Source organism: Vagococcus sp. WN89Y (genome assembly GCF_052220145.1).
In the GTDB taxonomy this organism is placed as follows: Bacteria; Pseudomonadota; Gammaproteobacteria; order Enterobacterales; family Enterobacteriaceae; genus Kosakonia.
Genome location: NZ_JBQPOM010000061.1, coordinates 46,605 through 68,186 on the forward strand (window position 1 = coordinate 46,605; position 21,582 = coordinate 68,186).

The 21,582-nt window shown below is 52.6% G+C and carries 21 protein-coding genes; 11 read left to right on the plus strand and 10 right to left on the minus strand.

Annotated features, from left to right (window positions below; all coding sequences use genetic code 11):
- Positions 1 to 3: 3 nt before the first annotated feature.
- The 3 genes from ACTU3N_RS17325 (at position 4) to rnd (ending at position 3,677) form a co-directional block, all read left to right on the plus strand.
- Complete coding sequence (locus ACTU3N_RS17325) at positions 4 to 585, plus strand: Slp/YeaY family lipoprotein (protein WP_443087365.1); 582 nt, start codon at positions 4 to 6, stop codon at positions 583 to 585.
- 205 nt (positions 586 to 790) lie between these two features.
- Positions 791 to 2,476: a long-chain-fatty-acid--CoA ligase FadD gene (fadD, locus tag ACTU3N_RS17330; RefSeq protein WP_443087366.1), complete on the plus strand. Its 1,686-nt coding sequence runs from the start codon at positions 791 to 793 to the stop codon at positions 2,474 to 2,476.
- Positions 2,469 to 3,677 (plus strand): ribonuclease D, encoded by a 1,209-nt coding sequence (gene rnd / locus ACTU3N_RS17335; protein WP_443087367.1) that lies wholly within the window; start codon positions 2,469 to 2,471, stop codon positions 3,675 to 3,677. The genes fadD and rnd overlap by 8 nt, the downstream gene beginning before the upstream one ends.
- A 39-nt stretch (positions 3,678 to 3,716) precedes the next feature.
- On the opposite strand, the gene lanM is transcribed toward rnd, so the two are convergent.
- From lanM to minC, 5 genes are all read right to left on the minus strand, one after another.
- Positions 3,717 to 6,497, minus strand: a complete 2,781-nt coding sequence (gene lanM, locus ACTU3N_RS17340; RefSeq protein ID WP_443087368.1) for a type 2 lanthipeptide synthetase LanM — start codon at positions 6,495 to 6,497, stop codon at positions 3,717 to 3,719.
- A 115-nt stretch (positions 6,498 to 6,612) separates the two neighbouring features.
- A complete protein-coding gene (locus tag ACTU3N_RS17345; protein ID WP_443087369.1) occupies positions 6,613 to 6,798 on the minus strand; it encodes a hypothetical protein in 186 nt (61 codons plus the stop codon).
- Between the two features lie 247 nt (positions 6,799 to 7,045).
- A complete protein-coding gene (minE, locus tag ACTU3N_RS17350; protein WP_443087370.1) occupies positions 7,046 to 7,312 on the minus strand; it encodes a cell division topological specificity factor MinE in 267 nt (88 codons plus the stop codon).
- Between the two features lie 3 nt (positions 7,313 to 7,315).
- A complete protein-coding gene (gene minD / locus ACTU3N_RS17355) occupies positions 7,316 to 8,128 on the minus strand; it encodes a septum site-determining protein MinD (protein ID WP_443087371.1) in 813 nt (270 codons plus the stop codon).
- A gap of 22 nt (positions 8,129 to 8,150) precedes the next feature.
- On the minus strand, positions 8,151 to 8,849 hold the full coding sequence (gene minC, locus ACTU3N_RS17360) for a septum site-determining protein MinC (RefSeq protein WP_443087372.1): 699 nt from the start codon (positions 8,847 to 8,849) through the stop codon (positions 8,151 to 8,153).
- A gap of 107 nt (positions 8,850 to 8,956) precedes the next feature.
- Here minC and ACTU3N_RS17365 point away from each other — a divergent pair, with 107 nt between their 5' ends.
- From ACTU3N_RS17365 to ACTU3N_RS17375, 3 genes are all read left to right on the plus strand, one after another.
- The gene (locus tag ACTU3N_RS17365) at positions 8,957 to 9,232 is read left to right on the plus strand and encodes a YcgL domain-containing protein (protein WP_443087373.1); all 276 of its coding nucleotides are present in this window, start codon (positions 8,957 to 8,959) and stop codon (positions 9,230 to 9,232) included.
- Positions 9,233 to 9,363: 131 nt separating this feature from the next.
- Positions 9,364 to 10,023, plus strand: coding sequence for a fumarylacetoacetate hydrolase family protein (locus ACTU3N_RS17370; protein ID WP_443087374.1), 660 nt, complete (start codon positions 9,364 to 9,366; stop codon positions 10,021 to 10,023).
- Positions 10,024 to 10,116: 93 nt separating this feature from the next.
- Positions 10,117 to 10,563 carry a YcgN family cysteine cluster protein gene (locus ACTU3N_RS17375; RefSeq protein WP_443087375.1) on the plus strand — a complete coding sequence of 149 codons (447 nt, stop codon included), beginning with the start codon at positions 10,117 to 10,119 and terminating at the stop codon, positions 10,561 to 10,563.
- A 316-nt stretch (positions 10,564 to 10,879) separates the two neighbouring features.
- Here the strand turns inward: ACTU3N_RS17375 and dsbB are convergent, their stop codons facing one another.
- The gene (gene dsbB, locus ACTU3N_RS17380; RefSeq protein WP_443087376.1) at positions 10,880 to 11,410 is read right to left on the minus strand and encodes a disulfide bond formation protein DsbB; all 531 of its coding nucleotides are present in this window, start codon (positions 11,408 to 11,410) and stop codon (positions 10,880 to 10,882) included.
- 302 nt (positions 11,411 to 11,712) lie between these two features.
- Between dsbB and fadR the strand changes: the two genes are divergently transcribed.
- On the plus strand, positions 11,713 to 12,432 hold the full coding sequence (fadR, locus tag ACTU3N_RS17385; protein ID WP_443087377.1) for a fatty acid metabolism transcriptional regulator FadR: 720 nt from the start codon (positions 11,713 to 11,715) through the stop codon (positions 12,430 to 12,432).
- 42 nt (positions 12,433 to 12,474) lie between these two features.
- Here fadR and ACTU3N_RS17390 read toward each other — a convergent pair whose 3' ends face one another.
- Positions 12,475 to 14,007: a SpoVR family protein gene (locus ACTU3N_RS17390; RefSeq protein ID WP_443087378.1), complete on the minus strand. Its 1,533-nt coding sequence runs from the start codon at positions 14,005 to 14,007 to the stop codon at positions 12,475 to 12,477.
- Between the two features lie 319 nt (positions 14,008 to 14,326).
- On the opposite strand from ACTU3N_RS17390, the gene ACTU3N_RS17395 reads away from it, so the two are divergent.
- Both ACTU3N_RS17395 and dadX read left to right on the plus strand, forming a co-directional pair.
- Complete coding sequence (locus tag ACTU3N_RS17395) at positions 14,327 to 15,625, plus strand: D-amino acid dehydrogenase (RefSeq protein ID WP_443087379.1); 1,299 nt, start codon at positions 14,327 to 14,329, stop codon at positions 15,623 to 15,625.
- An 18-nt stretch (positions 15,626 to 15,643) separates the two neighbouring features.
- The gene (gene dadX / locus ACTU3N_RS17400) at positions 15,644 to 16,714 is read left to right on the plus strand and encodes a catabolic alanine racemase DadX (RefSeq protein WP_443087380.1); all 1,071 of its coding nucleotides are present in this window, start codon (positions 15,644 to 15,646) and stop codon (positions 16,712 to 16,714) included.
- 14 nt (positions 16,715 to 16,728) lie between these two features.
- Here the strand turns inward: dadX and ACTU3N_RS17405 are convergent, their stop codons facing one another.
- Complete coding sequence (locus ACTU3N_RS17405; protein WP_443087381.1) at positions 16,729 to 18,462, minus strand: potassium/proton antiporter; 1,734 nt, start codon at positions 18,460 to 18,462, stop codon at positions 16,729 to 16,731.
- 125 nt (positions 18,463 to 18,587) lie between these two features.
- Positions 18,588 to 19,499, minus strand: coding sequence for a muramoyltetrapeptide carboxypeptidase (ldcA, locus tag ACTU3N_RS17410; protein WP_443087382.1), 912 nt, complete (start codon positions 19,497 to 19,499; stop codon positions 18,588 to 18,590).
- Between the two features lie 99 nt (positions 19,500 to 19,598).
- Here ldcA and emtA point away from each other — a divergent pair, with 99 nt between their 5' ends.
- Positions 19,599 to 20,210: a membrane-bound lytic murein transglycosylase EmtA gene (gene emtA, locus ACTU3N_RS17415; RefSeq protein WP_443087383.1), complete on the plus strand. Its 612-nt coding sequence runs from the start codon at positions 19,599 to 19,601 to the stop codon at positions 20,208 to 20,210.
- Here the strand turns inward: emtA and ycgR are convergent, their stop codons facing one another.
- Positions 20,211 to 20,942 carry a flagellar brake protein YcgR gene (gene ycgR / locus ACTU3N_RS17420; protein WP_443087384.1) on the minus strand — a complete coding sequence of 244 codons (732 nt, stop codon included), beginning with the start codon at positions 20,940 to 20,942 and terminating at the stop codon, positions 20,211 to 20,213.
- A 208-nt stretch (positions 20,943 to 21,150) separates the two neighbouring features.
- Here ycgR and ACTU3N_RS17425 point away from each other — a divergent pair, with 208 nt between their 5' ends.
- Complete coding sequence (locus ACTU3N_RS17425; protein WP_443087385.1) at positions 21,151 to 21,405, plus strand: GlsB/YeaQ/YmgE family stress response membrane protein; 255 nt, start codon at positions 21,151 to 21,153, stop codon at positions 21,403 to 21,405.
- The last annotated feature ends 177 nt before the right edge of the window (positions 21,406 to 21,582 follow it).

Here is a 21,582-nt window from a genome sequence, read left to right on the forward strand (position 1 = left end):
ATCATGGTAAATAAACAAAGGGGAATGCGCCGGATGCTGGTCGGACTGGCAGCGGTTGCATTAAGTGGTTGTGTCACCATTCCGGCGTCAATACGTGGCACCAGTCCAACACCGCAAGAAGATTTAGTGCGCGTTATGGCCGCGCCTTCGCTGTACGTCGGCCAGGAAGCACGCTTCGGCGGGAAGGTGATTGAGGTGCAGAATCAGCCAGGGAAGACGCGGCTTGAAATCGCCGCGCAGCCGCTCGATAGCGGCGCCCGCCCGAGGCTGAACGAACCGTCTACCGGGCGCATCTATGCTGATGTTAACGGATTCCTCGACCCGGTGAATTTCCGCAACGCGCTGGTCACCGTCGTCGGTCCGATAACCGGCACGGAAGAGGGGAAAATCGGCAACGCCCCGTACAACTTCCTCGTAATGCAGGTCACAGGTTATAAACGCTGGCAGGTCACGCAGGAAGTGGTCATGCCGCCGCAACCGATAGATCCCTGGCTCTGGGGCCCGCATCCCTGGTATCCCGGCTACGGTGGTTGGGGTTGGTATAACCCTGGCCCCGCGAGAGTGGAGACCGTCGTAACTCCGTAATTCCGTATGATTTGATTTAAAAGAAACAGCGGCTGGCCCGCTGTTTCTTTGCTTTGTTATGCATAAAAAAAATAATTAGTGACGTGCTTCGCAACCTTCAGTTCGCTTAATTAATAAACTGGTACGCTGAGTTAATATAATGTTAACGGCATGTTTATGGATTGGGGTTGAGATGACCAAGAATAGTGATTTCAGAGGTGATGCATTGAAGAAGGTTTGGCTTAACCGTTATCCCGCCGATGTTCCGGCGGAGATCAACCCTGACCGTTATCAATCCCTGGTTGAATTGTTTGAAAATGCCGCGGCGCGTTACGCCGATCAGCCCGCTTTTATTAATATGGGCGAAGTGATGACGTTTCGTAAGCTCGAAGAGCGTAGCCGGGCGTTTGCCGCTTATCTTCAGCAAGGGCTTGGCCTGAAAAAGGGCGATCGCGTTGCGCTGATGATGCCAAACCTGTTGCAATACCCTGTCGCGCTGTTCGGTATCTTGCGCGCCGGAATGATTGTAGTAAACGTTAACCCGTTATATACCCCGCGTGAATTAGAGCATCAGCTCAATGACAGCGGCGCGGCGGCCATTGTGATTGTTTCCAACTTTGCCCACACGCTGGAAAAGGTGGTCGATAGAACCCAGGTTCAGCACGTGATCCTTACCCGCATGGGCGATCAGTTATCGTCGGCGAAGGGAACGCTGGTGAATTTTGTCGTGAAATACGTCAAACGGCTGGTGCCTAAGTACCATCTGCCGGATGCGATCTCTTTTCGCCGCGCGCTGCAAACCGGCTACCGTATGCAGTACGTGAAGCCGGAAGTGGTCGCAGAGGATTTAGCGTTCCTGCAATATACTGGCGGCACGACCGGTGTGGCGAAAGGCGCGATGCTGACCCACCGCAATATGCTGGCGAACCTTGAGCAGGTGAATGCCACCTACGGGCCGTTGCTGCATCGCGGCAAAGAGCTGGTGGTCACCGCGCTGCCGCTCTATCACATCTTCGCCCTGACCATGAACTGCCTGCTGTTTATTGAACTTGGCGGGCAAAACCTGCTCATCACTAACCCGCGCGACATTCCCGGGCTTGTGAAAGAGCTGGGTAAATATCCTTTTACGGCGATGACGGGCGTCAATACGCTTTTTAATGCGTTGCTGAATAACGACGAGTTCCGCAAGCTTGATTTTTCCTCGCTGCATCTTTCCGCAGGCGGTGGGATGCCGGTACAACAGGCGGTGGCGGAACGCTGGGTGAAACTCACCGGGCAGTATCTGCTTGAGGGATACGGGCTGACGGAATGCGCGCCGCTGGTGAGCGTTAACCCGCACGATATCGATCACCACAGCGGCAGCATCGGCTTACCGGTGCCTTCCACCGAGGCGAAACTGGTAGATGACGATAATAACGAAGTGGCGCCCGGCGAGCCGGGGGAGCTGTGCATTAAAGGTCCGCAGGTAATGCTGGGCTACTGGCAGCGCCCGGATGCGACGGATGAGATAATGCGCGACGGCTGGCTGCATACCGGTGATATTGCGGTGATGGATAAACAAGGGTTTTTACGCATTGTCGATCGCAAAAAAGATATGATTCTGGTCTCAGGCTTTAACGTCTATCCAAACGAAATCGAAGACGTGGTGATGCAGCACCCTGGGGTGCGGGAAGTCGCTGCCGTGGGCGTTCTCTCAGAAAACAGCGGCGAAGCCGTTAAAATCTTTGTCGTGAAAAAAGACGCTGCGGTAACTGAAGAGGCGCTGATCACCTTTTGTCGCCGTCAACTGACCGGCTATAAAGTACCTAAACAGGTCGAATTTCGTGATGAGTTGCCAAAATCGAACGTGGGTAAGATTTTGCGACGAGAATTACGTGACGAAGCTCGCAGCAAAGTGGACAATAATGCCTGAGCCATATGCATTAGTCGACCCGACGCCGGCAGAGCCGGCGTTTTTTGTGGGCGCAAACAAAAGAGAAGATGATTTGAATTACCAGATGATAACGACGAACGATGCGCTGGCGGCCTGCTGTGAAGCGGCCTGCGCGTTTCCGGCCATTGCCCTGGACACCGAATTTGTCCGCACCCGTACTTACTATCCGCAGCTGGGACTTATCCAGATGTATGATGGTGAGCGCGTCGTGTTGATCGATCCGTTAACCATTACCGACTGGACGCCGTTTCGCAATCTGCTTTCCAATATGCAGGTAACCAAATATCTCCACGCAGGAAGCGAAGATCTGGAGGTCTTTTTCAACGCGTTTGGCGTACAACCGCAGCCGATGATCGACACGCAGATTCTGGCTGCTTTTTGTGGCCGCCCGCTCTCCTGGGGCTTTGCGGCGATGGTGGAAGCCTTCACCGGCCTTACTATCGATAAGAGCGAGTCGCGCACCGACTGGCTGGCGCGCCCTTTGACCGAACGTCAGTGTGATTACGCGGCGGCGGATGTCTGGTATCTGTTACCGATTGCCAGCAAGCTGCTGGCGGAAACGGAGCAGGCAGGCTGGCTGGACGCCGCGCTGGATGAGTGCCGGATGGTGATGCAGCGGCGCCAGGAAGTGCTCTCGCCACAGGATGCCTGGCGTGAGATAGGGAACGCCTGGCAGTTGCGCACGCGCCAGCTTGCCTGCCTGCAACTGCTTGCCGACTGGCGCTTACGCAAAGCCCGCGAGCGGGATCTGGCGGTCAATTTTGTGGTGCGCGAAGAGCATCTGTGGGCGGTGGCGCGCTATATGCCGGGCAGTATGGGGGAGCTGGACAGCATTGGTCTGTCGGGTAGCGAAATCCGTTTTCATGGTAAAACGCTACTCTCATTGGTGGCTCAGGCCCAGGCGCTGCCGGAAGAGGCGTTACCAGAACCGTTACTGAATCTGATGGATATGCCGGGCTACCGTCAGGCATTTAAAGCGATCAAGGCGCGGGTGCAAACGGTTAGCGAAACGCACAAGGTGAGCGTCGAGCTGCTGGCGTCCCGTCGCCAGATTAACCAGTTGCTTAACTGGCACTGGAAACTGAAGCCGCAAACCACCTTGCCGGAGCTTATCACTGGCTGGCGCGGCGAACTGATGGGCGAAAGCCTGAAAGCACTGCTGGCGGATTATCCGCGCTAAGCGCCGCCCGGTAGCGCATCGTTTACCGGGCGGGTCGTTTTAGTGCGGCATATCTGTCAATTCAGGGCAGGGCGCGAGCGTCAGAATAAATGGCACGGGATAGTTCACATAAAGCCAGGCATAAAGCACGCCGCAGATACCCGTCATTAAGCTGATGTCGGTGTTAAGCAGGGCGATATCCAGACGTCTGGTTTCACTGTTGAGTGAGTAAAGCAGTGCATCGGCCATTTGCGTGAGCGTCTCCCGCGATTCACCGACGCTAATATGATCGGCAATCAGTAAATTACCCAGCCTGCTATGGCACAGCGAAAACGCGCCATTTTTTTCTTGTTGGTTAATAAGCCTGCGTGCCAGGGACAAATCCTCCTCAACTGAGGGCAAATCTAACGCTTTCACTTTCTGCCTCGACAGGGCAATGCCCGGCGCGCCGTGGCACCAGAACAGACTGTCACTTTTTTCTTCGTCAGTGGCGCGCAAATCTTGCCAACCTGTTTCAGTTTTAAATTGATTCTCGTAATTAATCGCCTTGCGAATAATATCAGTAATTTGTTCTCTGCTTTCTATTCCGCACTGCTCCAGATAAAGCCCGAGAGCATAAATGATGCCAGCATTACCGTGGGAAAAACCCGTCAGGCCGCTGTCCCAGGTTATTTTTTCATTGTCGACATTTTGACAGCCCGCAATAATCGCGTTCAGATGCGAATGAATGGCTGACAGTAAATGAGGATTATGCCGATCGTGGCGTAAAAGATTTAAAGCAATTACCATGCAACCTGCATGACCTTTGAGAAATTCATGCAATATATTATCAGACGTGGCGCAATCGAGATTATCTTGCATGATATTAATGGCGCGGGTCAAATAATGTGTTTCTCCGGTAAGGGTGTAGAGAAATTCCAGTATCCAGGCGTAAGAACCCTCCCCAACGAATGCGCCAAACTCCGCGTTGTCGGGTGTGAATGTGCCATCTGTCAGGGTAATCGCTTTATCCAGATAGTCCTTATTTTTGGTTGCGATATATAAACACAGGGAAATAAAAGCCAGCCCGGCGGTGCCGGAGTAGAGTGAGTTTTGCATTTCAGAGAAAAGCTTCAATTCGCGGCGGTAATAAAAAAATTTACCCTGAAACTGGGTGTTAAGGATCGCGGCGAAAATATTCTCTGCTGCTGCAAGCCCATCGGCGGAACTTAACGGAGCAGTCTCAGGAGACTCTGTATCATTTTTTTTATCGTCTGCGAGTGAATCTATAGACAGGCGAATAAGGTTGCTCTGAAAGCGAAAACTGTCCTCCGTCAGGCTGTCCTGGCGCTGCGCGAGGTTATTTAAAAGCGTGTTTTCGTCACGCCCTCGATAACGCAGCGTAGAGGTGTGGTAGGGAATATCTCCATTCAATAATGCCTGATAGCTGTTTCTGGCTACACCATATTTTTCGTCCATTTCCAGCACGGTTAATAAACACAGTGCGCGACTGGCTTTATCCTGCAGGAAGCGAGGATGATAACTCAGCGCCAGCAATCGATTATAAATTTCGCTGCCCTGATAAAGCGTTCTGACTTTTAACCCTGAGGGGTAGTTTTCGAGCAAATTAAAAAGATATTCTCTGTGCGTTTTTACAAATTCCCACGCTTTAGCAAAACCGGACAGAATATGTTCGCCAAACTTAACAGCGGTAACTTTCTGCCCGTTAAGTTCCGGCAGATTAGCGAGCGTTTTAAACGCCGCTTTCTGACGAGTGACGACGGCAAGACCGCGATCGTTTTCCTCAATAATATACCGGTAGGCGCATTTTTCGTTATCAATCGCGGAGATTGCGGAGATATAACGCCCGGCAGGGTGAGTGCGCATTGAGGGAAGCATACTGGTTGATAGCACCGAGTCGGCAAGGGGGCCGTTGCTTGATTCCTGTTGAATGGCCGAGAAAAGACATTCAAGATCAATGATTACCGGAAATTTACCCATAGCAATCAGGTTTTCGTAATGCACATCGTGCCCGTTTAAGGCGTAGACCAGCATAATTTGCGCGCCAATGGCTTCATAAAATGAGGCGACATCATGCTCGTTTGCACAGGGTTCAGGTTGAATAAATTCGCACCAGTGCCAGGTATCTCTCAGGATCACTTTTGGCGTATATATTGCGATGTCGCTGGCGGCGGAAAATTTTTTCGCAACGTGTGCGAAGAATGTATTAACATGACCTGCAGAGGGTTTAAATAGCAATTTTTCATCTTTTAAATGAATTAAGGTGACTGTTTTCCCATTATGACTGTCGCCCATACCCATCGTGATTTGGGTGATGGTATTATTGCGCAGATTAAAAGTGTCTTTGATAGCGCTAATATCACGATGATAAGCGATAAGAATTTCAGAAACTAATGCGACGATTTTATTTCGATGATGGGTGATAATATCCGCGATAGCCGGGTATCGGCGAAAGAAATTCTCAACTTCAACAGGGTCGTTAAATAGTTGGTCATATTGTTCGAAGGTTATTGCTGGCGACGCGTTTTTGATTTTGTTGAAATCATAGGTATAGGTTCGAAAACAAATGGTATAAAGGGTTTTATAGATATACGGCTCTACCGAGCGAATGGCTTTTTCGCCCAATAGTGGGAAGGATTTTGTACTGGCAAAAACATCCACTCTGTCCATAATCCATTTTGTCAGTTTTTCGATGAGCGAATATTCGCCACGGTTAGTTGGATATGCGGCAATTCGTTTTAAAATATGCTGCGGAATAACGCGACGTTTAGTGCTCTCTTTAATTAATTTTTCCATGGAACAGCCAAGCACCGGATAAATATCTTTCTCGATATCGGGCATGAATTTCTTTATTATATCGATATTTTTTTTATACATGGCTGTTTACTCATGGTGGGGGCAGAATATCATCAACAGTGAAAATAAAAAAGGCCACAGCGTGGCCTTATGTATTTTACTAGGTGCAGTCAAAAAGGGTAGATTGATTTGGCGACTCACAATCAATGCCGATCATAGTGCAAATATCTACCGTTATTACCAGGTTTGAGCCTTTTTTATTACGTAGCTGTGTAGCCGAAACTAAAAAAAACATCTCCTGTTCGACGTCTCCAGCAGCATTTAATATTTCTTTGTCGTCGGTCATATTAGATCCTCATTTTATTGTGCGGTACCCATTTAATGATTAGTTGTGTGGCTAAACTTTGTCAAAGAGGGTTTTAAACGGAGGGTATCAGATGCCGAAAATGATGTAGGCAAGCAATTGAAGAAAAAAGAATAACGCCCGGAAGGGCTAAGATAATTTAAGATGTTTCATGCAGGAAGCTGCGCGAAAAAAATAGGCATGAAAAAGAACCTCATGCGAGTATGAGGTCCTTAAACGTTTGAAAAGCTTATTTCGTTTCTTCCGTTTCCGGTAAGGTAACGTTAAGCTCCAGAATGGAAATATCATCTCCTTTCTGTTCCAGTTGCACCGACACCATTTCTGGATCGATTTGCACATACTTGCAAATGACTTCCAGAATATCCCGCTTCAGCTGCGGTAAATAGTGCGGTTCCGTATCGCTGCGGCGACGCTCAGCAACAATAATTTGCAGTCGCTCTTTCGCGATACTGGCGGTGGTCTTTTTTCTGGAGAGAAAAAAGTCGAGTAATGCCATAACTTATCCTCCGAACAGGCGTTTGAGGAAACCTTTCTTCTCTTCTTCTACGAAGCGGAAAGGACGTTCTTCTCCCAGCAGACGTTCCACGGCATCGGCATAGGCTTTCCCTGCATCGGCTTCCGAATCCAGGATAACCGGTTCACCTTGGTTGGACGCGCGCAGCACGGACTGATCTTCCGGAATAACGCCAATCAGTTTGATGCGCAGAATTTCCAGCACGTCCTCCATGCTCAGCATGTCGCCACGGTTCACGCGGCCTGGGTTGTAGCGGGTCAGCAACAGGTGCTCTTTAATCGGTTCTTCACCTTTTTCCGCACGGCGGGATTTTGATGAAAGAATCCCCAGAATGCGGTCGGAATCTCGCACGGATGAAACTTCCGGGTTAGTGGTGATAATGGCTTCATCAGCAAAGTAGAGCGCCATCAGGGCGCCGGTCTCAATGCCAGCCGGGGAATCACAAATGATAAACTCGAAGTCCATTTTATTCAGTTCTTCGAGTACCTTATCCACGCCTTCGCGGGTAAGGGCGTCTTTATCACGGGTTTGCGATGCCGGGAGAATATAGAGATTTTCGGTGCGTTTATCTTTAATCAGCGCCTGGTTGAGCGTTGCATCGCCCTGGATGACGTTGACAAAATCGTAAACCACGCGTCGCTCGCAGCCCATAATCAAATCAAGGTTGCGCAGCCCGATATCAAAATCAATAACGACGGTTTTCTTGCCCTTCTGGGCTAAACCAGTCGCGATGGCCGCGCTGGAGGTGGTCTTGCCAACGCCCCCTTTACCCGAAGTAACAACAATAATGCGTGCCATAGAAGTTCCTTGTTAAAAGGGCTTAATTTAAGGGTTGAACTGTCAAAGCGTTATCCGCGAGAAGCAGACGTGCCGCTTTGCCAAAAAATTCGGCCGGGATTTGATCGCTCAGCCAGTACTCTCCCGCAATGGAGACCAGCTCCGGCGTGAGATGCATACAAAAAATTTGGGCGTTTTTATCACCGCTCGCCCCGGCCAGCGCGCGCCCGCGCATCATGCCATAGACATGTATATTGCCATCGGCAATCAGTTCGGCACCGGCGCTGACATGGCTGGTGACGATCAAATCGCAATCTGGTGCATAAATCCGCTGCCCGGAACGAACCGGCGCATCGATCAGGCGTGTTTTCGTGGGCTGTGCCGCGGGGGGTGGCGGTGTAGTCTTACGCGGCGCTTTGTCTTTACCTTCTGTCAGAATCGGCAGCCCCGCGCGCTCAATCTCTTCTTTAAGTTCGCGTTCTTTACAGCCGCTGACGCCGACAATGTGCAAACCGGTTTCGGTAATAATCTGCTGCAGATGCGGCCAGTGAACCGGGCCTTCCAGCGCGGAGACGTTGACCACGACCGGCGCATGCTGCAAAAAAGCGGGAGCCTGAGCGATTTTGTCTTTCAGCGCCTGACGAATAACCTCGGGTTTTGCATCATGCAAATGAACCACTGATAAGGTAAAACTGCTGCCTTTAAGTTCGATGGGCGTGTTTGACATCCTGACCTTACTCATTTTGCAATTATCCCCCGCACGGGGAGTAATATTCCGACGACTATCTGGCATGTTATAGTCAGGATTATATTCAGGCAAGTAACCACCTCTTAATTCCGGGGAAAAGTATGTTTTGTGTGATCTATCGAAGTACGCGTCGTGAGCAAACTTATCTGTATGTCGAAAAAAAAGACGATTTCTCCCGCGTACCGGAGACCTTAATGCAAAGTTTCGGTCAGCCGCAGCTTACGATGATTCTGCCGCTCGATGGGCGTAAAAAACTGGCGGGCGCCGATTTGGATAAAGTAAAGGAAGCGCTGAGCACCCAGGGTTATTATTTGCAATTGCCGCCGCCGCCGGAAAATTTATTGCAGCAGCATCTTGCAGGCATTGGCAAACAATAAAGCGGTGATTATCGACGGCGGATTTTTCCGCCGTTTTGCTTTAAATACCACCTTCCCCCGGCATTTGACAAACTGCCTGGTGGCGCGGATAGTCAATTTTTTCGCTCATGGTTAATGTTCTGAGGAAACACATGTATCAACATCATAACTGGCAGGGCGCATTACTCGATTACCCGGTAAGTAAAGTGGTCTGCGTCGGCAGTAATTACGCAAAGCATATTCAGGAGATGGGCAGCGCAACGCCGGACGAGCCTGTGCTGTTTATTAAACCTGAGACGGCGCTGTGCGATCTCAAGCAGCCGCTGGCGCTGCCGCAGGCTTTTGGTGCGGTTCATCATGAAGTAGAGCTGGCCGTGTTGATTGGCGCGACGTTGCGTCAGGCGACCGAAGAACATGTGCGCCAGGCCATTGCAGGCTATGGTGTGGCGCTGGATCTGACCCTGCGCGAATTACAGGGCAAGCTGAAAAAGGCCGGGCAGCCGTGGGAAAAATCCAAAAGCTTTGATAACTCTTGCCCCATTTCCGGGTTTATTCCTGCGGCAGAGTTTGACAGCGACCCGCAAAACACCACGCTGGGGCTGAAGGTGAATGGCCAGCAACGCCAGCAGGGAAGTACGGCGGATATGATCCACAAAATCGTGCCGTTGATTGCTTATATGAGCCGCTTTTTTACCCTCAAAGCCGGGGATGTTATCCTGACCGGCACGCCGGATGGGGTCGGCCCGCTGGCGAGCGGTGACGACCTGGAAGTGAGTTTTAACGGTCTTTCCCTCACGACGCGCGTTCTTTAAGCGCTTTTGCCGCCCTGATGCGGCGGCAAAACTTGCATCTGCCTGCCAGACTGGTTATAAGGTGCACCCTGGATTTCAACGGCGGACTTCATCATGAGCGACACTCCTTTCTGGCAAAGCAAAACTCTCGACCAAATGACGGACGCCGAGTGGGAGTCGCTGTGCGATGGCTGCGGGCAATGCTGCCTGCATAAGTTGATGGATGAAGATACGGACGAAATTTATTTCACCAATGTTGCCTGTCGCCAGCTTAATATAAAGAGTTGCCAGTGCCGCAACTACGAACGTCGGTTCGAGTTTGAGCCGGACTGTATCAAACTCACGCGTGATAATCTGCCGACCTTTGAATGGCTGCCACCAAGCTGTGCTTACCGTTTGCTGGCAGAAGGCAAACCGTTACCGGTGTGGCACCCGCTGCGTACCGGCTCCAAAGCGGCCATGCATGCGCAGCGTATCTCCGTACGCCATATTGCGGTAAATGAGTCGGAAGTCCGCGACTGGCAGGATCATATTTTAAACAAACCTGAGTGGGCTGATTGATCTGGTAAACCAGGCACATTTATTTGGCAAAGCGCAGAGACAGGGAATACGGCTTTCGCTCCGGACCCCATCGCCTTTATTAAGCAATTAACAAAGCATAAAACCGCAATCATTGGAATTGAGCCATTTGGTTCTACAATGCAGGTTGCTGAGTTTAATTTGTCTGGTGTCGATGTTGTCGCAAATAAAATAGCAGCGGCTTGCAAATGGAAGGTATAAAAAAATCCGGAAACGGGTGAGCATTTCCGGATTCTTACAGAGCCACAGGAGCATTCAACCGCTCCTTAATTAAGGCTTTACCCCGAAGGCGCGTTTTTTATCGGCCAAACAGGTCGCGCTTTCTCGGTTTGAACGGCTGAGCAATAACAACCAGCAGCGCCACCACAAGATAAGCCACAAATATCCCCAGCAGCCATTGCGGCATTTCCAGCGTCAGAAACTCCCACTGGCGTACGGCACAATCACCGGACGCAACAAACACCTGCGGCAACCACTTATCCAGCGGTAGCCACGCCGGAAAGCGGGCGGCAAAATCGCAGGTCATAAACGGCGAAGGATGCAACTGGATCATCGTATGCTCCCAGGTAAGCTGAACACCGCGAAAGGCGCTGTAGATCCAGATAACCAGGGCGACATAGCGCAGCGGCGTTTTCGGCGCAATTGCACCGACAATGCCTGCGCCCATTACGCCAAACAGTGCGCAACGTTCATAAATACATAATACGCAGGGTTTTAGCAGCATCACATGCTGGAACCACAGCGCAACCATTTCAAGCGCAAATGCGGTAAGCGCCATCAACAGCCAGGCACCGCGACCACGCGAGCACTCGTTTAAATATCGCAACATAATCATTTCCCTGGGAGATGCGTAGACAAAACATAGTAAACGAAATCATGATTCAGGCCACTAGCGCATAAAAAAATAATGCGTAATCGGATATTTATCATGCGGAAAGTCAAACCGACCTGAGCTTTGTTGAAATAATCGACAGAGAAAAAGCACGTTACCACCTGAATAATGCAGCATGACGCGTAAATTAGTCAAAATGGGGAGTCGATCCTTTTTTCTTCTTGCGGCCCGCTATCTGCTGTGCAACGGGTCTGGTATGATGAGTCATCTTTGCTTAGCTGTGTAATGGAAATCTCACTATGGTCATTAAGGCGCAAAGCCCGGCGGGTTTCGCGGAAGAATACATTATTGAAAGTATCTGGAATAATCGTTTCCCTCCGGGGTCCATTCTTCCGGCAGAACGCGAACTCTCTGAACTGATTGGCGTCACCCGAACTACCTTGCGTGAAGTTTTGCAGCGTCTGGCCCGCGACGGCTGGTTGACCATTCAGCATGGCAAACCGACCAAAGTGAATAACTTCTGGGAAACCTCGGGGCTGAATATTCTCGAAACGCTCGCGCGTCTGGATCACGAAAGCGTTCCGCAGCTTATCGACAACCTGTTGTCGGTGCGCACCAATATCTCTATCATTTTTATCCGCACCGCGTTTCGTCTGCACCCGGACCAGGCATTGCAGGTGCTGGCCAGCGCAAAAGCGGTGGAAGATCACGCCGATGCGTTTGCCGATCTGGATTACAATATTTTCCGCGGTCTGGCCTTTGCCTCGGGTAACCCTATCTATGGGCTTATCCTTAACGGGATGAAAGGGCTGTATACGCGCATTGGCCGCCACTATTTCTCAAGCCCGGAAGCGCGCAGCCTGGCGCTCGGCTTCTATCACAAACTGGCAGAAGTGTGTGAGCAGGGCCAGCATGATCAGATTTATGAGCTGGTTCGCCGTTACGGCCACGAAAGCGGTGAAATCTGGCACCGTATGCAAAAAACGATGCCGGGTGACCTGGCATTACAGAGTCGATAAGCAAAGTTAAAACCCCTCAGGCAAGACCTGAGGGGAATTCCGTTACAGAACGCCAGAGCGCGGCGGGCAGCGGTCAAGCAGTTCCACGCTTCCATCCTCGTTCTGCTGTTCGAGCAGCACATCAAACCCCCACAGGCGATGCACATGTTTGAGCACTTCACGCCGTCCTTTATCCAGCGGTGCGCGGTTGTGCGGAATATAACGCAGCGTTAACGAACGGTCGCCGCGCAGGTCCACATTCCACACCTGAATATTCGGTTCCAGGTTGCTGAGGTTATACTGCGCCGACAGTTTCGCGCGGATCTCCCGGTATCCCTCTTCGTTATGGATAGCATCAATTTCCAGATAATTGTTGCGATCGTCATCCAGCACGCTAAAGAAGCGGAAGTCGCGCATGACTTTCGGTGACAAAAACTGGCTGATAAAGCTCTCGTCTTTAAAGTCACGCATAGCGAAATGCAGCGTTTCCAGCCAGTCAGAACCGGCAATATCCGGGAACCAGTAACGATCTTCTTCGGTCGGCGACTGGCAAATGCGTTTAATATCCTGGAACATGGCGAAACCGAGCGCATATGGGTTGATACCGTTATACCAGGGGCTGTTATACGGCGGCTGGAACACCACATTGGTGTGGCTGTGCAGGAACTCCAGCATAAAGCGATCGGTGACTTTCCCTTCATCATACAGGTGGTTAAGAATGGTGTAGTGCCAGAAGGTGGCCCAGCCTTCGTTCATCACCTGAGTCTGTTTTTGCGGATAAAAATACTGGCTCACTTTACGCACAATGCGCAGGATCTCGCGCTGCCAGGACTCCAGCAACGGTGCATTTTTTTCCATAAAGTAGAGCAAGTTCTCCTGCGGCTCAGCAGGGTAACGGCGCGCCTCGGCGATGATTTTTTCCTCTTCGCGTTTTGGCAGCGTGCGCCACAGCATATTTACCTGGCTTTGCAGATACTCTTCACGGCTTTTCTGCCGCGCTTTCTCCTCCTGTAAGGAGATTTTCTGCGGGCGTTTATAGCGATCCACGCCGTAATTCATCAACGCATGGCAAGAGTCGAGCAGCTTCTCCACCTCGTCCACACCGTAGCGCTCTTCGCACTCTGTAATGTACTTACGCGCGAAAATCAGGTAATCGACAATGGAGCTGGCATCGGTCCAGCTGCGAAACAGATAGTTGTTCCTGAAAAACGAGTTATGCCCGTAGCAGGCATGCGCCATCACCAGCGCCTGCATGGTAATGGTGTTCTCTTCCATCAGATAGGCGATGCAGGGGTTGGAGTTGATGACTATCTCATAGGCAAGCCCCTGCTGACCGTGTTTATAGAGCCGTTCGGTTTCGATAAATTTTTTACCAAACGACCAGTGAGGGTAGTTGATAGGCATACCAACGCTGGAATAGGCATCCATCATCTGTTCAGAGGTGATGACCTCTATCTGATGCGGATAGGTCTCCAGCCGATACAGTTTCGCCACCCGGTCAATCTCCGCCAGATAAATATCCAGCAGCTCGAAAGTCCAGTCGGGTCCATCGCTCAGACGAATAAAATCCTTATTCATTGAGTCAATCGTAGCCATTAGCGCGCCCTCGTTGTTATCGACCCTCTCTGGATGGAGCGTCTCACTTCAAGCATAGATCACGCAACTCATTCCGTAGCGCAGGGATAAGAAAAATCTTTGCGATTTTGCATCATATCAGCCGTATAAAAAACGCGTGCACAGAGTTTTATACTGCGGCCAAATTTAGTGCAGCAGGAGATGCTAAATATCCGCAGCCCTTGCTATACGGAGGTGGTGTGACCTGCATCACCATAAAAAAGCCGTATGTTGAATAATATTTTCATCTGGGTTATCAATTTGTAATTAGATGATTGTGCTTTAGTCACGGGAGAGGGATATGCAAGTCGTTGTATTAGGAAGCGGCGTGGTGGGCGTCACCAGCGCCTGGTATTTGCGCCAGGCGGGCCATAATGTCACGGTTATCGACAGACAACCCGGGCCTGCGCAGGAGACCAGCGCGGGTAATGCCGGGCAGATTTCGCCTGGCTATGCCGCACCCTGGGCCGCGCCCGGCGTGCCGCTGAAAGCGATAAAATGGATGTTTCAACGGCATGCTCCGCTGGCAATCAGCCTGGATGGCAGCACATCACAGCTTAAATGGATGTGGCAGATGCTGCGCAACTGCGATACCCGCCACTATATGCAAAACAAAGGGCGCATGGTGCGACTGGCCGAATACAGCCGCGATTGCCTGAAATTACTGCGTGAAAACACGGGTATCCAGTATGAAGGGCGACAGGGCGGCACGCTGCAACTGTTCCGCACCGCTGAACAGTATGAAAACGCGACGCGTGATATCGCCGTTCTACAGGATGCCGGTGTTCCTTATCAGCTGCTTGAATCTTCGCGCCTGGCGAAAGTGGAACCGGCGCTCGCTGATGTTGCTGGCAAGTTGACCGGCGGGTTGCGTCTGCCCAATGACGAAACCGGAGACTGCCAGCTATTCACGCAACAACTGGCGAAAATGGCCGAACAGGCGGGCGTCGTCTTTCGCTATAACACCCCCGTGGATCGCCTGCTGTATGAAGGTGAGCGTATTTACGGCGTCAAATGTGGCGACGAGATTGTCAAAGCGGATGCCTATGTGGTGGCGTTTGGCTCTTACTCGACGGGTTTGCTAAAAGACATCGTTGATATCCCGGTCTATCCGTTAAAAGGCTACTCCCTGACCATTCCGGTGGCCGAAGAACGTGGCGCGCCGGTCTCGACCATTCTTGATGAAACATACAAAATTGCCATAACCCGTTTCGATAACCGTATCCGCGTGGGCGGTATGGCGGAAATCGTGGGTTATAACACCGAGTTGCTCAAGCCTCGCCGCGAGACGCTGGAGATGGTGGTGCGCGATCTGTTCCCGCGCGGTGGTCATGTGGAGCAAGCCACTTTCTGGACCGGTTTGCGCCCAATGACGCCAGACGGCACGCCGATTGTGGGGCGCACACCGTACAAAAATCTGTGGCTCAATACCGGCCACGGCACGCTCGGCTGGACGATGGCGTGCGGTTCCGGGCAACTGTTGAGCGACTTACTTTCCGGAAATACTCCGGCTATACCGTCTGATGATCTGGGCGTTGCCCGTTATATGCCAGGTTTTACGCCGTCGCGTGCTCAGCACCTTCACGGCGCGCATAGCTGATAAGAATAAGGAACAACGATGTCTCGTCCGGTTATTGCCACGATCGACCTTCAGGCGCTCGGGCACAACCTGCAAGTGGTGCGCCGTGCCGCACCAAAATCAAAGGTCTGGTCGGTGGTAAAAGCCAATGCCTACGGACATGGGCTGGATCGCGTGTGGCGTGCGCTGGGTACCACTGACGGTTTTGCCATGCTCAATCTGGAAGAGGCGATTTTACTGCGCGAGCGGGGATGGAAAGGGCCGATTCTGATGCTGGAGGGTTTTTTCCATGCTGACGAACTCCCGCTGTATGACAAATATCGCCTGACCACCAGCCTGCACAGCAACTGGCAGATTAACGCGCTGCAAAATGCCCGCCTGCAGGCGCCGCTGGATATCTACCTGAAAGTGAACAGCGGCATGAATCGCCTGGGCTTTATGCCTGAGCGCGTTTATACCGCCTGGCAACAGTTGCGCTCTCTGGCAAACGTCGGGGAAATCACCCTGATGTCGCACTTTGCCGAAGCAGAACGCATGGACGGCGTGAGCCAACCGATGGCGCGTATTGAGCAGGCTGCCGAAGGGCTGGACGCCCCGCGCTCGCTGGCAAACTCCGCCGCCACGCTCTGGCACCCGCAGACCCATTTTGACTGGGTACGGCCAGGCATCGTGCTTTATGGCGCATCGCCCTCCGGCGTCTGGCAGGATGTGGCCACCAGCGGTATCCACCCGGTGATGACGCTCAGCAGTGAAATCATCGCCGTACAGACGCTGAAAGCGGGGGAGGCGGTCGGTTATGGCTGCCGTTATCGCGCCAGCGCCGAGTGCCGTATCGGGGTGGTGGCCTGCGGTTACGCGGACGGCTACCCGCGCATTGTGCCATCCGGCACGCCGGTCATGGTTGAGGGCGTACGCACCGGTATCGTCGGCGCGGTATCAATGGATATGCTCACCATCGATTTGACACCCTGCCCACAGGCCGGTATTGGCTCGCCGGTTGAGCTGTGGGGCAATGCGGTAAAAATTGATGAAGTAGCCGCCGCCGCAGGGACGGTAGGCTACGAACTGATGTGCGCGCTCGCCCCTCGCGTGCCGGTAGTGACAGTGTAATAACCCTGAGGCGGTTATTCCGCCTCATCCTCTGCAACGCGAACACCCACCTTCATCACCGCATTGTCGGCCTTTTCCGCAACCGTCCAGATCATTCCGGCAAACTCAACCTGATCGCCCACCACCGGGGTAGCGCCAAGCAGTTGCTGCACGATATCCCCCAGCGTTTGCTGACTGTCACGATACTCCTGGCCCTCTTCCAGACCATAAATCAGCGCCACATCGGCAAAGCGGGCGCTGGCTTCAAGGATAAAGTCGCCAAAAAAGCGCTGATCGAGAGAAACCGGCGGCGACTGGCTAAAGAGCTTACCCAGCGCCGGGAGGTCGCGCTCGCGGCCAATCACGCATAGCACATCGCCTTCTTTAAGGCGTGTGCTGCCGGTCGGGTGCAACAGCGCATTGTCGCGAAAGAGGGCGGCGATACGCGTTTCCGCTGGCATATGCAGGTCACGCAGCGCGGCGCCCACGCACCATTTATCAGCGCTGAGCTGGTAAACAAACTGCTCCCAGGGGTTCTCCGGGTGGATATCCAGCCCGACGCGGGAAACCGGCCAGCCCACCGGCGGCACCACCACTTTGGCTTTTTTCGCCGCCCAGGTCAGCGAGGTGCCCTGGAAGAGCAGCGAGATAAGCACCACGAAGAACGCCACATTAAAGAACAGGCGGGCATTCTCAAGCCCGGCCATCATCGGGAACGTGGCAAGGATAATCGGTACCGCGCCGCGCAGCCCCACCCAACTGATAAACACACGCTCGCGCAAATTAAACCCGCGAAACGGCAGCAGGCTGGCAAACACCGAGAGCGGGCGGGCAACAAAAATCATCCACGCAGAGAGGATCAGCGCAGCGATTGCAATCGGCCACAAATCGGAAGGCGTGACCAGCAGGCCGAGCACAAGGAACATAGCGATTTGCGCCAGCCAGGCCAGACCATCGAAATTCTGCATGATGGTATAGCGATCCCGCAGCGGGCGGTTGCCGAGCACGAAACCACATAAATAGACCGCGAGGATACCGCTGCCCTCCAGCGCGGTGGTGACGGCAAAGACCAGAATCCCGCCGCTGAGCGCCAGCAAAGGGTAAAGCCCGGCCGGCAGGGCGATGCGGTTGATGGTTTGCTGCAACAGATAACCCCCGCCGCAGCCAAGCAGGATGCCAAGACCGAACTGCTGAATGATATGCACCACAAACATCATATCGAGTCCGGCATTATGCTGCTGAATCATCTCGATAAGCGTAATGGTCAGAAAGACCGCCATCGGGTCATTACTGCCGGACTCTATCTCCAGCGTTGACCCCACGCGCTCGTTAAGCCCTTTTCCTCCGAGCAGCGAAAACACCGCCGCCGCGTCGGTCGAGCCGACAATGGCGCCGATAAGCAGCCCTTCAATAATATCGAGCTTAAACAGCCACGCTGCCATCATACCGGTCAGACCGGAGGTGACCAGCACGCCGATAGTCGCCAGCGACAACGCGGGGCCGAGCGCCACACGAAACGAACTGGCGCGGGTACGCATCCCGCCATCGAGCAGAATGATCGCCAACGCGAGGTTACTGACCATCCAGGCGAGCGGGTAGTTATCAAACGGAATGCCGCCAATGCCATCGATACCGGCAAGCATACCGATTGCAAGGAAGATAACCAGGATAGGGATACCAAGACGGGAAGAGAAAGAACTCAATAAAATGCTACAGGTTACAAGAACTGAACCCAAAATAAACAAACTGATTATCGCCTCAGCGTCCAATGTTATGCTTCTCCTTTTCCCCGTTATTACCTGAAGACCCTGCTGCCGCAGACAACAGGGGGATATTAATCATTCTTATAATAACGGCAGAAACAGCGTTTTAATAAGGGCATTACGCACTTTTTTTACGATGAAATTGTCGGATGGCCCGAAAGCGTCAACTGCGTGCTATCGGTTTGCTGCAAAATCGCCTGTGCGCCTAAAGGTAATGTCACGGTTTGCGGCTCATGGCCGAATGCCAGCCCGGTGATAACCGGAATATTCAGCTGCGCGCGCAAATAGTGCGCCATCGTTTGTAAATTGTAGCCTGCGTCGTACTCATTGGGCTGCGCCTGGGAAAAACTGCCGAGGATCAGCGCGCTTTGCTGAGAAAGAACGCCTGCCTGCGCCAGTTGCAGCAGCATGCGCTCCACACGATAAACCGGCTCGTTAATATCTTCCACCACCAGTATTCCGCCGGGCACGACAGGCAGCCACGGCGTGCCGATAAGCGAATTGAGCATGGCCAGATTTCCGCCCCAGAGCGTGCCCGCCACATGGCAGCGCGGGCCTTCGCCTTGCCACTGTATGCTAAACGTCTCATTATGCAATGCGCGCCAGAAGTGCTCGACGGTAAACGCATCAAGTTCGCTGGCACCGAAGTTCCCGGCCAGCATCGGCCCGCTAAATGTTACCACCTTGCCGGTCGCCAGCAGCCCAAGTTGGATGGCGGTGAAATCGCTATGCCCGCAGATAAGCAGCGGCTGCTGTTGCTGACGAGCAGCCAGCCCCTGCCAGTCAATGTCGGGCAGCAGGCGGCTTGCGCCATACCCTCCGCGTACCGCTAACACAATCGTATCCTGCCCATGCAGCCGGGTGAGCGCATTGATATCCGCCAGCCGTTGCTCGTCGGTTCCGGCAAAACGCTGACAACGCCGGGCGATCACCTGTTGGTTTTCGATGCGATGCCCCTGTTGTTCAAGACGCGCAACACCGAGTGCCGCAGCCTGTTGATTAATGCAGTAACCGGAAGGAGCAATCAAGTGGATGGTGGACATGGCAATTCCTTGCTGACATCTGAAGATAAACCGTTATCATGCCGCTAACTTGTGTCAAAGTCATCCACAGTGATGACGCCCCGAAGAAGGATTACTGGCGTGAAATTGAGATGGTTTGCTTTTTTAGTCGTATTGTTGGCCGGGTGTAGCTCAAAGCAGGATTACCGTAAGCCGGACTGGAACCCTGATGTACCGGTGAAACGCGCCATGCAGTGGATGCCGATAGCCGAAAAGGCGGGCGCGGCGTGGGGCGTCAGCCCGCGTTTATTGATTGCGATGATTGCGGTTGAATCGGGCGGAAACCCAACGCTTGTCAGCAAATCGAACGCGGTAGGGCTGATGCAGATAAAAGCCTCCACCGCCGGGCGCGAGGTGTACCGTCACATGGGCTGGAGCGGGCAACCATCGACCAGCGAGCTGAAGAACCCCGAGCGCAATATCTCAATGGGCGCGGCCTATCTGAGCATTCTGGAGCACGGGCAACTGGCGGGTATTCGCGACCCGCAGGTGATGCAGTATGCGCTGGTGGTCGCGTATGTAAATGGCGCGGGCGCGCTGCTGCGTACTTTTTCGTCCGACAGAAGCGACGCCATTGAAGAGATTAATGATTTAAGCGCTGACGCGTTCTTAAAACATGTCGCAAAGAATCACCCTGCGCCACAAGCGCCGCGCTATATCTGGAAAGTGCAAAAAGCGATGGATACGATGTAATTAGCGCACCCGGCTGGCGCGTTCGCGCGCCTCACGCTCCAGGGCAAAGATAATGCGCTGGAGCTCACGCTCGACGCCCGGGCTTACGTTAAGAAAGCGAAAGCTCAGGCGCGGCGTGGTAACGGTATCATTTTTGCCGTCCACCACTTTTCGCTCGCCGATAGCGATAAGCTGCGCATCAAAATAGAATTGCCCCCACGAGGCCATATCCAGTTCGATTTGAGAAAACCGCATACCTGTCTGTAACCCTTCCGGCAGCTCACCTTCCAGCAGCGCCCCCATACCGCCAAGCGACAGATCGCATAAGCGAAAACGCAGCAGGCGCTTATCCGGCATTTGCGCTTTGCAAAAATAGGCCGGGTGCAGCGGCGCGATAATACGAAAGAACTCCCGACGCTGGATAAACCACAGCGTTTGTGGCAGAGGAGATATAAAAGCCGGCAAATCCTGAAACTCGCCCGTGATCAGTTGCGCCAGTGTAAACTCCACCTTCGCACCTTGTGTTTCGGCCGTGACGGTGACTTTCCCGGCACGCTGGACTGCGTTGTTCTCATATTCCTGACTACCAAAATCCAGCACCAGCGTATCGGTGTCTGCGTCCAGTATTTTGCTGATGAACTGACCGCTGCCCCAGGTGATGCAAACGGGGACCTGGTTGGTTTGTAAATCGCGCAGTACGCCCAGCACGGCCAGCGGATTTTGCTTCAGGAACTGCTCACTGTAATGACTCACGCCGAATGGCTCCTTGATGAATGACACACCATCTGTGGTTTATCGGCAATGCCGCAAAGAACTTAATACAAATGGCGCAGAATTTTCTCTCAGTCTGAATTAAGTCCGTGACAATAAATGCTTTTGCTATAGCCGACTATACTTTACCTCACGCATGGCCGTTGTGGCGTGCGCACGTTATTGTTACGAGCAAAAGGAGAGAGTAAAAATGGGCATTCTCGCGTGGATTGTTTTCGGGTTGATTGCCGGAATTATCGCTAAATTTATCATGCCGGGACGCGACGGCGGCGGGTTTATCCTGACCTGCCTGTTGGGGATCGTTGGTGCGGTAGTTGGCGGCTGGCTCGCAACGATGTTCGGTTTTGGCGGGGATATTACCGGTTTTGATTTCCGCAGCTTTATCGTTGCGGTTATCGGTGCCATTGTGGTTCTGGCCGTATTTCGCATGCTACGCAGAAATTAATTTTTCTGTGCATAATAAAAAAGGCAGCGTTTGCTGCCTTTTTTATTGGATTTGACCCGTCCTGAATAGCGTTGACACGTTCCTGACTCAAACCCGGAGAACGTGATGATGACTGAGTTCAAACGCACCCAACGCGATTATCCTCTATCCTTTAAAATAGCCGTTGTTGAGCAGATC

Excerpts from the sequence above, each read along its gene's own strand:
- dadX (WP_443087380.1), top strand. The coding sequence starts at position 15,644 with ATGTCTCGTCCGGTTATTGCCACGATCGACCTTCAGGCGCTCGGGCAC.
- minD (WP_443087371.1), bottom strand. The coding sequence starts at position 8,128 with ATGGCACGCATTATTGTTGTTACTTCGGGTAAAGGGGGCGTTGGCAAG.
- rnd (WP_443087367.1), top strand. The coding sequence starts at position 2,469 with ATGCCTGAGCCATATGCATTAGTCGACCCGACGCCGGCAGAGCCGGCG.
- minE (WP_443087370.1), bottom strand. The coding sequence starts at position 7,312 with ATGGCATTACTCGACTTTTTTCTCTCCAGAAAAAAGACCACCGCCAGT.
- ACTU3N_RS17325 (WP_443087365.1), top strand. The coding sequence starts at position 4 with ATGGTAAATAAACAAAGGGGAATGCGCCGGATGCTGGTCGGACTGGCA.
- ACTU3N_RS17395 (WP_443087379.1), top strand. The coding sequence starts at position 14,327 with ATGCAAGTCGTTGTATTAGGAAGCGGCGTGGTGGGCGTCACCAGCGCC.
- dsbB (WP_443087376.1), bottom strand. The coding sequence starts at position 11,410 with ATGTTGCGATATTTAAACGAGTGCTCGCGTGGTCGCGGTGCCTGGCTG.
- ACTU3N_RS17375 (WP_443087375.1), top strand. The coding sequence starts at position 10,117 with ATGAGCGACACTCCTTTCTGGCAAAGCAAAACTCTCGACCAAATGACG.
- minC (WP_443087372.1), bottom strand. The coding sequence starts at position 8,849 with ATGAGTAAGGTCAGGATGTCAAACACGCCCATCGAACTTAAAGGCAGC.
- ACTU3N_RS17390 (WP_443087378.1), bottom strand. The coding sequence starts at position 14,007 with ATGGCTACGATTGACTCAATGAATAAGGATTTTATTCGTCTGAGCGAT.
- ACTU3N_RS17345 (WP_443087369.1), bottom strand. The coding sequence starts at position 6,798 with ATGACCGACGACAAAGAAATATTAAATGCTGCTGGAGACGTCGAACAG.
- lanM (WP_443087368.1), bottom strand. The coding sequence starts at position 6,497 with ATGCCCGATATCGAGAAAGATATTTATCCGGTGCTTGGCTGTTCCATG.
- fadR (WP_443087377.1), top strand. The coding sequence starts at position 11,713 with ATGGTCATTAAGGCGCAAAGCCCGGCGGGTTTCGCGGAAGAATACATT.
- ACTU3N_RS17365 (WP_443087373.1), top strand. The coding sequence starts at position 8,957 with ATGTTTTGTGTGATCTATCGAAGTACGCGTCGTGAGCAAACTTATCTG.
- ACTU3N_RS17370 (WP_443087374.1), top strand. The coding sequence starts at position 9,364 with ATGTATCAACATCATAACTGGCAGGGCGCATTACTCGATTACCCGGTA.
- ldcA (WP_443087382.1), bottom strand. The coding sequence starts at position 19,499 with ATGTCCACCATCCACTTGATTGCTCCTTCCGGTTACTGCATTAATCAA.
- ACTU3N_RS17425 (WP_443087385.1), top strand. The coding sequence starts at position 21,151 with ATGGGCATTCTCGCGTGGATTGTTTTCGGGTTGATTGCCGGAATTATC.